At 62.5% G+C, this 13,115-nt stretch carries 6 protein-coding genes and 3 pseudogenes; 4 read left to right on the forward strand and 5 right to left on the reverse strand.

Annotated features, from left to right (window positions below; translation table 11 throughout):
• The 3 genes and pseudogenes from IQK56_RS24070 to IQK56_RS24080 all read right to left on the reverse strand — a co-directional run.
• A pseudogene (locus tag IQK56_RS24070) lies at positions 1-697 on the reverse strand (type IV secretion protein Rhs); the annotation flags it as partial.
• 110 nt (positions 698-807) lie between these two features.
• Positions 808-3,891, reverse strand: a pseudogene (locus IQK56_RS24075) (efflux RND transporter permease subunit).
• 2 nt (positions 3,892-3,893) lie between these two features.
• Positions 3,894-5,000 carry an efflux RND transporter periplasmic adaptor subunit gene (locus tag IQK56_RS24080; protein ID WP_193863617.1) on the reverse strand — a complete coding sequence of 369 codons (1,107 nt, stop codon included), beginning with the start codon at positions 4,998-5,000 and terminating at the stop codon, positions 3,894-3,896.
• A 103-nt stretch (positions 5,001-5,103) separates the two neighbouring features.
• On the opposite strand from IQK56_RS24080, the gene IQK56_RS24085 reads away from it, so the two are divergent.
• A complete protein-coding gene (locus IQK56_RS24085) occupies positions 5,104-6,315 on the forward strand; it encodes a multidrug effflux MFS transporter (RefSeq protein WP_193901850.1) in 1,212 nt (403 codons plus the stop codon).
• Between the two features lie 159 nt (positions 6,316-6,474).
• A complete protein-coding gene (locus IQK56_RS24090; RefSeq protein WP_150676564.1) occupies positions 6,475-8,412 on the forward strand; it encodes a TonB-dependent receptor domain-containing protein in 1,938 nt (645 codons plus the stop codon).
• Here the strand turns inward: IQK56_RS24090 and IQK56_RS24095 are convergent.
• Both IQK56_RS24095 and IQK56_RS24100 read right to left on the reverse strand, forming a co-directional pair.
• On the reverse strand, positions 8,409-9,728 hold the full coding sequence (locus IQK56_RS24095) for an ATP-binding protein (protein ID WP_193863618.1): 1,320 nt from the start codon (positions 9,726-9,728) through the stop codon (positions 8,409-8,411). The genes IQK56_RS24090 and IQK56_RS24095 overlap by 4 nt on opposite strands.
• Before the next feature lie 20 nt (positions 9,729-9,748).
• The gene (locus tag IQK56_RS24100; RefSeq protein ID WP_193863616.1) at positions 9,749-10,492 is read right to left on the reverse strand and encodes a response regulator transcription factor; all 744 of its coding nucleotides are present in this window, start codon (positions 10,490-10,492) and stop codon (positions 9,749-9,751) included.
• 179 nt (positions 10,493-10,671) lie between these two features.
• On the opposite strand from IQK56_RS24100, the pseudogene IQK56_RS24105 reads away from it, so the two are divergent.
• Positions 10,672-11,536 (forward strand): annotated as a pseudogene (locus tag IQK56_RS24105) (pirin family protein).
• An 86-nt stretch (positions 11,537-11,622) separates the two neighbouring features.
• Positions 11,623-13,068, forward strand: coding sequence for a mechanosensitive ion channel family protein (locus IQK56_RS24110; protein ID WP_122309415.1), 1,446 nt, complete (start codon positions 11,623-11,625; stop codon positions 13,066-13,068).
• The last annotated feature ends 47 nt before the right edge of the window (positions 13,069-13,115 follow it).

Genomic DNA, 13,115 nt, shown 5'->3' on the forward strand with positions numbered 1-13,115 from the left:
CCAAGGGGGCGCACAGCCATCGGCAAAGCTGCTTGAGGTTGTCCCAGAGTGTGTACAGCGCGTCGCCAAACCCACGGGCATAGGCTTGATGCAAGGAGAGATAACGCTTGAGGAAGTCCGCCTCGGAATAGCCCTTCCACAATGGTTCAAACGTTTCGCTCCATTCAGTACGCAACCACGCTTCCAGTGGCGTGATCACCGACTGATAAGATGCGTAGAGCGCCTTGAAGTGTTCCTTGGAAACGTTGGGGTAGAAGCTGACCCGGTACTGCTGGTTGCGATCACATTCTTTGATTTCAAGAATGCCGCTGGGGCCAATGGTTTTATGAATGGGCTCGCCCAACGGGCCGCCGTTTGGGTCGATGCGCTGCAGCACCACCGGCGTATTGCCAATGGGCACGAAGCGTGAACTTTGAAACATATGCACCAGCGTCAACGTCCCGCTGGCTTGACACTGTGCGACGGTCGCACTGGGGAAGAGGGAGCGGTTGATCGGCGCCACCAGCGCCACCTCATCCCCAACCTTGAACACCTGCTCGATATCCAGCGCCGAAAAACTGAAAAAGCTTTCGGCCCACGCATCGTAGTGATTGAGGCAGCGTTGGAAGTCGCTGAGCACGGACTCGACGTCACGCGTCTTTGAATCCATGGCCGCCAGCACCAGATACCCAATGGCTTGGCTGGTGGCGCTGATCATGAGACAGCCCCGTCAACCAGGGCCTTAACGAAAAGAACCATCTGCAATCCTTCGCACTGTGTATTCAGGCGAAGGACTTTGCAGAGGTTTTCAGGGAGAAGCTGTAGAGCTTATCCGGCGCTTACGTGGGAAGCTTCGACAACTTTCGTCTTCTCCCGGCCCAGCACCAGACTGCACAGCGCCGGCAAGAACAACAGTGTCAACAGCGTGCCCACCAGCACCCCGCCGATCAGCACGTAGGCCAGGGACGACCAGAATACCGACAACGTCAGCGGAATAAACGCCAGCGCCGCCGCCAACGCGGTCAAGATCACCGGCCTGGCCCGCCGCACCGTGGCTTCGACGATGGCCTCGCGTATCGCCATGCCCTGTTCCTGGTTCTGGCGGATCTGGTCGGTAAAGATCAGCGTGTTGCGCATCAGAATGCCGCCGATGCCGATCAGCCCCAATATTGCGTTGAACCCGAACGGCTGGTTGAACAGCAACAGCGTCGGTACTGCACCGATCAAGCCCAAGGGTGCGGTGGCGAAGACCATGAACATCACCCCGAAGGAGCGCACCTGGAACATGATCACGGTGAGGGTCAGCAGGATCATGATCGGGAACAGCGCGGCCAGGGCGACGTTGGCCTTGGCGCTTTCTTCCACCGGGCCGCCGATGTCGAGCGTGTAGCCCGCCGGCAGTTTGGCGATCAGCGGTTGCAGGTCTTTGTACACGGCCATTTCCACATCGGGCGGTTGCACGCCGTCGATGATGTCGGCGCGCACTTCCACGGTGGTCGCGCGGTTGCGGCGCTTGAGGATCGGTTCTTCCATCACCGCCTGGAAATGCCCGACCTGGGCCAGGGGCACTGAGGTGCCGGCGCTGTTGGTCAGGGTCATGTTGTTGAGGTTGCCGAGGTTCTCGCGTTGGTTGCCCTGGGCGCGGGCCACCACGGACACGGTGCGATTGCCTTCACGCACCTCGGTGATCGGGTTGCCGCTGAGCAGGGCGTTGAGCTGGGACTTGACCTCATTGGGGGTGAAACCCAGCAGGCGAAGGCGGTCTTGATCGAGCACCAGGCGATAACCGCTGGTGCGCTCGCCCCAATCGAGGAAGGCGTCTTTGGTCAGTGGGTTGGCGGCGACGACGTTGCGCACGTCTTCGGACAGGCCGCGCAGCACGTCCAGATTCGGGCCGGACACGCGAAATACCACCGGGAAGGGCACCGGCGGACCGAACAGCAATTGCGTGACGCGTACCCGCGCTGCGGGGAATTCGCCGGCTGCGATACGTTCGCGCATGCGCAGTTTGAGCGCATCGCGGGCGTGGGAGTCCGGGGTCTGCACAATTAATTTGGCGAAAGCCGGGTCGGCAGCTCAGGGTTCAGAGACAGGAAAAACCGTGGTGCGCCGCCGCCCACGTAGGTGTCGACCATGCTCGTCTGCGGTTCTTGCTGCAGCGCCTTCTCCAGTTGCGCCGCCACCGCCTCAGTGCTTTTGAAGGCGCTGCCGGGCGGCATGTACACCTCCAGAATCAGTTCGGACCGGTCGGAGTCGGGGAAGAACTGTTTCTTCACGACGCCCATGCCCAGCCCGCACAGCACAAATGCCGCCACCACCAACCCGGTCACCAGCCAGCGCCTGCGCACGCAGAGTTCCACCAGGGTGCGCAGTTTCTGGTAGTAGCGTCCGGCGTAGATGGCGTCGTGGCCACCGGGCACCGGTTTGATGTTCGGCAGCAGCTTGACCCCCAGGTACGGGGTGAACACCACCGCCACCAGCCACGATGAAATCAGCGCGAAGCCGACAATCCAGAAGATATTGCCGGCGTACTCCCCGGCGCCCGAGCGCGCAAACCCCACTGGCAGGAAGCCGATGATGGTCACCAGGGTGCCGGTCAGCATTGGCGCAGCGGTCGAGCTCCAGGCGTAAGTGGCGGCGTGAATGCGGTCAAAGCCTTCTTCGAGTTTCACCACCATCATCTCGATGGCGATGATCGCGTCGTCCACCAGAAGGCCAAGGGAGATGATCAACGCGCCAAGGGTGACGCGGTCGAACTCACGCCCCGTGACCAGCATGATCACGAACACCACGGACAGCGTCAGCGGCACTGCAGCCGCCACCACCAGGCCCACGCGAAAGCCCAGTGCCAACAGGCTGATGATCATCACCACCGCCAAGGCAACGAAGAATTTCAGCATGAATTCATTCACCGCCAGGCTGATATTTTTCGCCTGGTCTGAGACCTTGGCGAAGTTCACCCCCAGCGGCAGGTCGGCGTGGATCCGCGCTTCCTCGGCCTTGAGACGCTTGTCCAGCTCCAGACCGTTCCAGTGTTTCTCCATGATCACCCCAAGCATCAGCGCCGGATCGCCCTGATGGCGGATGCGGTAGCTCGGCGGGTCTTCATAGCCGCGGCTGACGGTCGCCACATCGGCAATGCGCAGCAACCGGCCGTTGACTTCCAGCGGCACGTTTTCAATCAGCGCCAGGCTGTCAAAAGCCCCGTCGATACGGATATAGGCTCGCGCCCCGGCGGTTTCCACAAAGCCCGACGGCGCTACGGCGTTTTGCGCGGCGAGGGCGGCGAAGATCTGGTCGGGCTTGATGCCCAGAGTCGCCAGGCGCTCGTAAGAAAACTCGACAAAAATGCGTTGGGCCTGTTCGCCAAGAATGTTGACCTTCTTCACCCCCGGCAGATCAAGAAAACCTTGGCGCAGTTCCTCGGCCATCTGCACCTGCTGGCGATGAGGCAGGTGCTCGGCCTCCAGGGCGTACAGCGCAAAGTACACAATCGGAATATTCATCGTTGAAGAACGGCCCGATCACCCCGTTGGGCAGCCTCGATGCTTCATCGCTGAGCTTTTTGCGGGTCTGGTAGAACAGCTCCTGGATCTCGCCGGGGCGGGTGGATTCGAGAAACGTCATGCGCATCGACACAAAACCGGGCTGGGCGATGGTCTCGACGCGGTCGTAGTAATCCAGCTCCTGCAAGCGTTTTTCCAGGCGGTCGGCGACTTGCTCCTGCATTTCCTGGGCCGTGGCGCCGGGCCAGGCGGCGGTGATGGTCATCACCTTGACGGTAAAGGACGGGTCTTCGGCGCGCCCCAGTTTGCCGAACGAGAAAATCCCGGCGGCAAGGATCGCGATGATCAGGAACAACGTGACGGCGCGGTGCTTGACCGCCAGTTCAGAGAGGTTGATGCCGCGCATGTTCATTGGTCCTGTTTACGGTTGAGGGCCAATGCCTGGGCGGGCAGCAGGCGTACCGCATCGCCGCTGTGCAGCAGGTGCGCGCCAAGGGCGACGATGACGGTGTCCGGGTTCACGCCGCTGTTGAGCAGGGCGTCTTCCTGGCCGAGGCTGGCGACGCTGACGTGCGCGAAGGTGACTGTGTTATCCGCGCCTATCACCCATACCCCAGTGCCTTGCCCTGCATCGTGCAATGCGCCGATGGGGACGCGGGTCTGTTGCGCCTGGCCATTACCTTGCAGGCGTACGGTAATGGTCGAGCCGAGGGCGAAGCGGTCGACGGCGCCGTGCAGCACATACCGCGCACGGTAGGTGCGGGTGGTGGGGTCGGCGCTGGCGGAGAGTTCGCGCAAGGTGGCCGCTACGGCCTGGTCAGGCGCGCCGAACGGGAAGGCCAGGGCTTTTTGCGAGGCTTGTTCGCGCTGGTTTTCCGGCAGGTTGACGATGGCTTCGCGGGCACCATCACGGGCCAGGCGTGCGACGATCTGGCCTTCGGCGACCACTTGGCCGGGGTCGACGCGTACGTCGGTGATGATGCCGTCGCCATCGGCCTTGAGCACCGAGTAAGTGCGCCGGTTTTCGATCTGGCTGGCGTCGGATTGCGCCGAGGCCAACTCCGCTTCGGCGACGCGCAGGTTGGTCGCCGACTGGTCGAAGATCTGCCGCGACACGGCGCCGGTACTCGCCAGGCGCTGATAGCGGTTGGCATCATCGCGGCGTTGACGCAGTTGCGCCTGGGCGGCATTGACGCGGTTTCTGGCCGAGCGCAGGGCCAGTTCGAAGTCGCCGATATCCAGGACCAACAGGGTGTCGCCACGGGAGACATGCTGGCCGGGATCGACCTTGCGCTCGATCACCTTGCCACCCACGCGAAAGCCCAGGTCGCTTTCCGTACGAGCTGCGACCACACCGGTGTAGGCGCTTTGTTGGGTGCCGGCGGCTTCGACCTTGGCGGCGAGTACCGGGCGCGGTTGGGGCGCCTGGGCGACGGGGTCGGCCTGGCTGTTGCAGCCGCTGAGGATCATCAGCACGGCCAGGGGCGAGAGAAGACGCAGGGGGAGAGGGTTCATGTCGGGCTCCAGGGGGATGACCATTGGGCAAAAAATTATGGACATAATTTTTTACGCATATTATGGTCGAAATATAAATTAATCCAGCCCCCGGATAATCCCCATGTCGAATGCCCCGGTTCCGTCGCGAAGCCTGCTCTTGCTACTGGTTGCCCTTACGGCACTCGGCGAAGTCTCGACCCAATTGATCATCCCCGGCCTCGGCGCCATCGAGCAGGCGCTTGTCGCACCGCCGGGCTCGGCACTGATGGCGCTGTCGGCCTTCGTGGCGGCGTTTGGCCTGGGGCAATTGGTGTTTGGGCCCTTGTCGGACCGCGTTGGCCGGCGTCCGGTCTTGATCGGCGGGTTGCTGCTGTATGTGCTGGCGACTTTGTCGATGCTGCTGGTCAGCGACATGCATCAATTTATCGCCGCCCGCGTGCTGCAAGGGCTGGGCGCCTGCGCAGCGCTGGTGTTGGCACGCACGGTGGTGCGCGATGTGTGGAAAGCCGAAGCGGGGCCGGCGCTGGCGCTGACCATGATCGGCATGCTCTACGCCATTGTTATTGCGCCGATGGTCGGCGGCCTGCTGATCAAGTTGTTGGGCTGGCGTGCGCCGATCGTGCTGGCACTGGTGATCGGTAGTGTGGTGTTGTTGCTGGCGCTGCGGTTCTTTCGTGAAAGCAACGCTTACCTCGACCCGAAGGCCGGCCATTGGCGCACGCTGGGCCGTCAGTATCTGGATCTGCTCAAAGGCCGCCCATACCGTGCATTCGCCGTGGCATTGGCGTGCACCTATGGCGCGATGTTCGCGGTGATTGCCGGTTCATCGGCAGTGTTTATCAACTTGCTGGGCTTTAGCAGCCTGGAGTACGGCATCAATTTTGGCGTGATCGTGTCGATGCTGATCGTCGGTTCCACCTATACCCGGCGCAATATCCTGCGCCTGGGGCCGCAGCGGATTGTATCGATGGGGGTGACGCTGGTGGCGCTTGGCGGGGTGTCGGCGGCGGTGATTTATGGGCTGTTTGGCTTGTCGGTGCTGGGGCTGGATATTCCAATTGCCCTGGCCACGCTCGGCGGCGGCCTGGTGTTGCCCGGCTCGGTCACGGGCGGGGTGATGCCCAACGCGCACCGCGCCGGGTTGGCGGCAGGCTTGATGGGCTTTGCGCAGATGTTCGGCGCCACTTGCAGTGGCCTGCTGCTGAGCCAACTGCGCGATGGCAGCGCTACACCGATGATCATGATCCAGGCGGGTTTTGCGGTGATGGCGTTTGTGGCGTTTCATGTGTTGCGTGAGCGGCGTGTGGCGCCGGTTCTTGTGGCAGATGTCTAGTTTTGGCGAGGCTGAACGACCGCTATCGGGGCAAGCCCCCTCCCACATAGGCGAAACAGAGCTCCCTGAAAATCCGCACCAGTTGTCACACTTTGTCCAAGTTATTCGGGGCTGGATGATTACGATTCTCTTTTGAGTCGAATCCTAAGGTCCACGCCCATGCTTGCTGCTTTTCGCTTTACGCCCCTGGCCATGCTGGTTGCCGGCAGTTTCAGCGCCCATGCCGACGAACCCGTTGCCCTGGAACTCAACGATGTGGTGGTGACGGCTGCCGGTTATGCCCAGAGTGTGGAGGACGCGTCGGCTTCGGTCACGGTGATCGACGGTGAGCAATTGCGTCGCAAGTCCTATCGTGACCTGGGCGATGCGGTGCGGGATGTGGAAGGCGTGACGGTCAACGGCGGGGCGAATGAAACCGACATCTCCATCCGTGGCATGCCGGCCGATTACACCCTGATCATGGTCGACGGCAAACGCCAAAGCGCGAGGGAGTCGCGGGTCAACGGCAACAGTGGCTACGAGCAGAGCTTCGTGCCGCCCGCCGCTGCCATCGAGCGGATCGAAGTGGTGCGCGGGCCGATGTCATCGCTGTACGGCTCGGACGCCATCGGCGGGGTGATCAATGTGATCACGCGCAAGGTGTCGCCGACCTGGGGCGGCTCCATCGGCTACGACTACTCGGCCCGCCAGCACAGCGACCAGGGCAATGCGCGCCAGACTCAGTTCTACCTCAGCGGTCCGCTCAAGGAAGACTTCCTCGGCTTGCAGGTGTGGGGCCGTTACCTCGACCGCCAGGCCGACGATGACATCGAACAGACCAATGGCTTCAGCAAAGCCGACCACCGCGACCTCACCGCGCGCCTGGCTTTCACCCCGACCATTGACCACGACATCCTGCTGGAAGCCGGCGCCACGCGCCTGAAAAACGGCGACGGGATGAGTGCCAACTGGGCCACCCGTGAGCAGGAAAACAACCGCGATCATTGGTCCCTGTCTCACCAGGGCCGCTGGGGCTGGGCGACCTCGGACATTGCCCTGTCCCAGGAAACCTCGACCCGCGAAGGCAAGGCCACCCCGGCTCAAACCGATATCTACGGGCGTAAACCCGAGATCAAGAACACTGTGTTCGACGCCAAGCTGGTGGTGCCCACCGCCCATAACGTCAGCACCGTCGGCGTGCAATGGAATGAAAGCGAGCTGACGGACTGGAACCAGGGCCTGGGTGACCGCGTCGACTATAAATTCTCGGTGGTGCAAAAAGCCCTGTTCGCCGAAAACGAATGGTCAGTCACCGACCGCTTTGCCCTGACCACCGGCCTGCGCCTGGATGAACACGAAGAGTACGGCGCGCATCTGAGCCCGCGGGTCTACGGCGTGTGGCGTGCCACCGACCAGTGGACTTTCAAGGGCGGTATCGCCCGTGGCTTCAAGGCGCCGGAACTGCGCGCCGTGGTCGAGGACTACGCTTACTTGCGCCGCAACCGCTTCGTGATGTTCGGTAACCCCGATCTCAAGCCCGAAACCAGCACCAACTACGAAGTCTCCGCACTGTGGAGCAACCGCGATGACCTGTCGGGCGGCGTGACGCTGTTCTACAACGACTTCCAGGACAAGCTTTCCACCGTCACCACCGACCGGCGCTGGAACGGCTACACCATCATGGAACGGGTCAACGTCGACAAGGCGATCATCCAGGGCGTGGAACTCAACGGCCAATGGGATATCAGCGCCAGCGTGTTGCTCAAGGCCAATTACACCTACACCGATTCCGAGCAGAAAAGCGGCGCCAACAAAGGTGCACCGCTGGCCCTCACACCGGAGCAAAAAGCCAACGTGCGCACCGAGTGGAGCATCAACGACCGCACCCAGGCCTGGGCGTCGCTGAGCTACTACGGCGAAGAAACCGGGAATACCATCACCGACGAGCCGGCGCCGGGCTACACCACGGCTGACCTTGGCGGCTCCTACGATGTAAACGATGCACTGACCCTCAACGCCTCCCTCAACAACCTCACCGACAAGCGCCTGGACGATGAAACCTACGGCACGGTGAACTACGGCCGTACCTTGTGGATGGGCGCCACGTACAACTTCTAAAGCGCCGCGGGCAATCGCACCACCGCGCACAGACCCGCCGGTGGGCGATTCTGCAACACCAGCTCGCCGCCGTGGGCCTGGATGCACGACCGTGCAATCGCCAGGCCCAACCCCACACCGCCATCGCTGACGCCGCGTTGTACAAAGGGTTCGAAGACTTTATCCAGCCAGTCTTCTGGCAGGCCTTGGCCGTGGTCGAGAATCTCGATGCGCAGCCAGCCATTGTCTTCCCGGATCAGGCTCAGGTGGGCATCGCCGGCATGGTGCAGGGCGTTGTCGATCAGGTTGGTCAAGGCGCGTTTCAGTGCCAGGGCGCGGCACGTCAGCATAAGGGGCGGTGCACCTGCCCAACTGACGGGTTGCCGCAGGCGCTGATAACGCTTGGCCAGGTCATCCAGCAGGCTGCTCAACGATAGCGTGGCGGTCGCTTCCTGCACTGCGTCATCGCGCACGAAACTCAGGGTTTCTCGCACCATCGCGCTCAGTTCCGCAAGGCTTTCGAGCATGTCATCCCGGGCGTCACCGGGCTCCAGCAATTCCACTTGCAGGCGCAGTTCGGTGATCGGCGTGTTCAGGTCGTGGCTGACCGCCGCAAGCATCCGCGTGCGGCCTTCGACATGCCGGGCAAGATTGGCCTGCATGGTGTTGAAGGCGGCAGTAAGGTCGCGGGCTTCCTGCGGGCCGCGCTCCGGCAGAGGCGCGATCCATTCACCCCGGCTGACCCGCTCCGTGGCCTGGGCCAACGTCTTGATCGGGCGCACCACGCGAGCGATGAAAAACATCACGATCAACAGCACCGGCAGCGTCGTCACCGGCAGGCTGTAGGCCAGCACGCGCCCCCATTCATAGGCGCCGGCGGGGTATTGCACGGCATTCAGGTAAGTGCCGTTGGGCAACACAACACTGCTGCGCAAGCGTAACGGCGCCCAGCCGGCGGGGCTGAACACATGGGTACGGGCGTCGGCACCGCTGATACGCTCCAGCTGCATGCCGATGGCGGTCGTGTCATCCAGTTTCAGGTGGCGGCGCAGCTCGTTGGCCAGCCGCTGTTCTTCCGGGCGCAGTTCAAATGGCGCCACTTCCGGCGTGGGCGCAATCCAGAAGCGCGTGTCGTCGTGGCTCATCCCGGCCAGCAGGTGTTCGGTTTCCGTCGGGGTCAGGTCGATTGCCGTGTGGTGCGCAATCCCCAGGCGCTCCAGGCTGAAACTGCGTGACAGCGGGTGGATCAGGCTGCCGGTGCGCTGCAAAAACAACATCGCGATGGCGTTGGCGGCGAGTAATGCCAGCAATAACAACAGGCTCAACTGCCGCGCCAGGGTGCGCGGCCACAGCCGGTTCAGGGCGTACATTCATTGACCTCGGCCGCCAACAGATAGCCGCCGCCCCAGATCGTGCGCAGCAGGTCCGCTGCGGCATCGCCCTGGGCCAGTTTGCGGCGCAGGCGGCTGACCTGGCGGTCGATGGCGCGGTCGCTGACGTCGCTGTCGGCGGCAGCGGTGAGGTCGATCAAGCGTTCGCGGGGCAGCAAGGTGTTGGGGTGGGCGAGGAATACCTGCAACAAACGGCTTTCCGCTGTACTGAGCTGGATCGCCGGGCTGGCGTCGCGGCACAACATGGCGCTGCTCACGCTGAATTGCCAGCCAGCGAACCGGTACGCCTGTGGGCCGCCATTGGGCGCGGCGGGCCCGGTGTTGCGGCCTTGGCGGCGCAGCACACTGTTGATGCGTGCCACCAGTTCGCGGGGTTCGAAGGGCTTGGTCACGTAGTCGTCCGCGCCCAGGTCCAGGCCTCGGATGCGGTCGGCGGCGGTGTCGCGGGCGGTCAACAGAATCACGGGGGTATTGCTGCGCCGATGCAGTTGGTTGCACAGCTCGAAACCATCACCGTCGGGCAGCAGTACGTCGAGCACCACCACGTCGAACGCCTGGGTCTTGAGCAATTGCCACATGCCGGCCGCATCTTCGGCGGTGCGCACGTCGAACGTGTGTCGACGCAGGTAAGTGGCCAAGGGTTCGCGGATTTTGCGGTGGTCATCCACCACCAGCACGCGCGGTGCGACAGGCACAGGGGCAAACGTCATTGCAGCCCTCGGAAGGTGAGCAGGAGAGGGCGGATATTACTACGAGTCATTATCATTAACGCGGGTTTTATGGCGAGTTACCGGTATCCCGTTCTATCAGTAGGACGCTCTAGGGTGTTTTAGCCGTCTAGCGCTCAATTGCTATCGGTTTTAAGGTGTATGCACTTTGGAGGACCACCATGAAAAAACTCATCGGCATATACACCAGCCCTCGCGCCCATTGGGTCGGCGACGGTTTCCCGGTGCGCACACTGTTTTCCTACGACAACCTGGGCAAACACATCAGCCCATTCTTGCTGCTGGACCACGCCGGCCCGGCCGAATTTACCCCCACCGAACAACGTCGCGGCGTAGGCCAACACCCCCATCGAGGCTTTGAAACCGTCACCATCGTCTACGACGGCGAAGTCGAGCACCGCGATTCCACCGGCGCCGTGGCACCATCGGCCCAGGCGATGTGCAATGGATGACGGCCGCAAAAGGCATTCTCCACGAGGAGTTCCACTCCGAAGCGTTTGCCCGCAAAGGCGGCGCGCTGGAGATGGTGCAACTGTGGGTCAACTTGCCCGCCAAGGACAAAATGGCCGACGCCGGTTACCAGACCATCGTCGACGCGACATCCCTGTGCTGCCGCTGGCCAATGACGCCGGGCACCTGCGCCTGATTGCCGGTGGATTCGCGGGCACTCAAGGCCCCGCACGGACCTTCACACCGATCGATGTGTGGGACTTGCGCCTCAACGCCGGCAAACCAGTGACCCTGGACCTGCACGCCGGGCGCAACACCGCCCTGGTGATCCTGCGCGGCACGGTGCTGGTCAACGGCGAGGAAATTGCGCGCCAAGGCCAATTGGCACTGTTCGAGCGCGATGGCACGCAACTGGTCCTGGAGGCCAATGACAACGCCATGGTGCTGCTGCTCAGCGGCGAGCCCATCGACGAGCCTATTGTTGGACATGGCCCGTTTGTAATGAACACCGAGCAGGAGATTCACCAGGCGTTTGCGGATTTTCAGTCGGGTAAGTTCGGGCGGATGCACGACTGACCGGCTCACTACAAAAGTCAGCGTTGCTATACCCGTAATCTCCCATTTCATGCGATCTTCCCGTCATTCGCCCTGGAGTCGCCTGGATGCCCTCATTTATCTCCGATCACCCGATGTTGTGCGCCCTGGCGCTGATCCTCATCGACATCGCCGTGTGGCGGCTTATCTCCGCTAACCTGGCCAACTGGAAACTCGCGGCGCGGTTGGTGATCTTCGCTGTCTTCAGCGCCGTGTTGTTCAACGACGGCATGAATCCCATGCTCGTCGCGCCCTATGCCGACAACACCGCGTTGCACATGGCTGCCACGGCGTTGCAGATCGGTTGGTGGTTGTTCGCGGCGCGTACGCTGACGGTGTTGCTCGGGGCGTTGATGATGCAGCGGGTCGGGCATACCGGGCGGTTGTTGCAGGATTTGATGGGCGCGGTGATTTTCCTGATTGCGATCATCGCGGCCCTGGCCTATGTGCTGGATCTGCCGGTCAAGGGAGTGTTGGCCACGTCCGGCGCGGTGGCGATCATTGTCGGCCTCGCGTTGCAAAGCACCCTGAGCGATGTGTTTTCCGGGATCGTGCTCAATACCACCAAGCCCTATCAACTGGATGACTGGATTTCCATCGACGGCACCGAAGGCCGGGTTACGGACATCGACTGGCGCGCCACGCGCCTGCAAACCTCCCAGGGCAGCATGGCGGTGATTCCCAATTCCCTGGCGGCGAAGGCCAAGATCATCAACTTCTCGCGCCCGGCGGATATGTTCGGCCTGGCGGTCAGCCTGCAGGTCAGCCCCCATGCGCGGCCGCAAACGGTGATCGACGCGCTTGAGCGTGCCATGCAGGGGTGCCGGCCGCTGTTGGCCAAGCCCGCGCCGAGCGTGGCGTTCAAGACGTCCGCCAGTGGTGGCGTGGAGTATGAAATCAGCGGGTTCGTGCCAGCCATGACCCTCAAGCGCGAAGTGCGCAACCAACTCTACGACCTGGCGTTCCGGCACCTGCAAGCGGCGGGTGTGAGCCTGCTGTCTGCCGTCGAAAGCGCAACCCCGGTGCCGACTTCCCGAGCACGGGCGCTGCTGGACAGTTCGTCGATTTTCTCGACCCTGCGCCAGGAGGAAAAAGACACCTTCAGCCAGAACATGACCCTGCACAGCTACCGTCCCGGCGAGATGATTTTGCCGGCGGGGGAGGTCAGCGATCATTTGTTTATCGTGGAGTCGGGCGTGGTGTCGGTGATGCTGATCAAGGGCGGCCATACCTTCGAAGCCGGGCGCATGGGCCCTGGAGAGGTCATCGGCGAAGCGGGGATTCTGACTGAGCAGGCTGCGTTGGCGGACTTCACCGCCAAGACGTTCTGCACCCTGTACCGCATTGAAAAGGAATACCTGACGCCGTGCCTGGACGCACGACACGACATCGCCGACGCCATGAAAACCCTGCTGGATTTCCGCTTGCACGCGGCCCAGGCGCTGACCCAGGACGCGCCGGTGGTGCCGGTCAAGAAGGGCTTCCTACAGTGGCTACGCAAGCGCGGTCTTTGACAGACCGCGCAGGCACACAGAGATCCCCTGTGGGAGGGGGCAAGCCC

The sequence above is a fragment of the Pseudomonas cyclaminis genome (genome assembly GCF_015163715.1).
GTDB lineage: Bacteria > Pseudomonadota > Gammaproteobacteria > Pseudomonadales > Pseudomonadaceae > Aquipseudomonas > Aquipseudomonas cyclaminis.

What these genes read in the sequence shown, in the direction of transcription:
- IQK56_RS24090 (WP_150676564.1), top strand. Translation starts at nt 6,475, where the DNA reads ATGCTTGCTGCTTTTCGCTTTACGCCCCTGGCCATGCTGGTTGCCGGC.
- IQK56_RS24100 (WP_193863616.1), bottom strand. Translation starts at nt 10,492, where the DNA reads ATGACGTTTGCCCCTGTGCCTGTCGCACCGCGCGTGCTGGTGGTGGAT.
- IQK56_RS24110 (WP_122309415.1), top strand. Translation starts at nt 11,623, where the DNA reads ATGCCCTCATTTATCTCCGATCACCCGATGTTGTGCGCCCTGGCGCTG.
- IQK56_RS24080 (WP_193863617.1), bottom strand. Translation starts at nt 5,000, where the DNA reads ATGAACCCTCTCCCCCTGCGTCTTCTCTCGCCCCTGGCCGTGCTGATG.
- IQK56_RS24085 (WP_193901850.1), top strand. Translation starts at nt 5,104, where the DNA reads ATGTCGAATGCCCCGGTTCCGTCGCGAAGCCTGCTCTTGCTACTGGTT.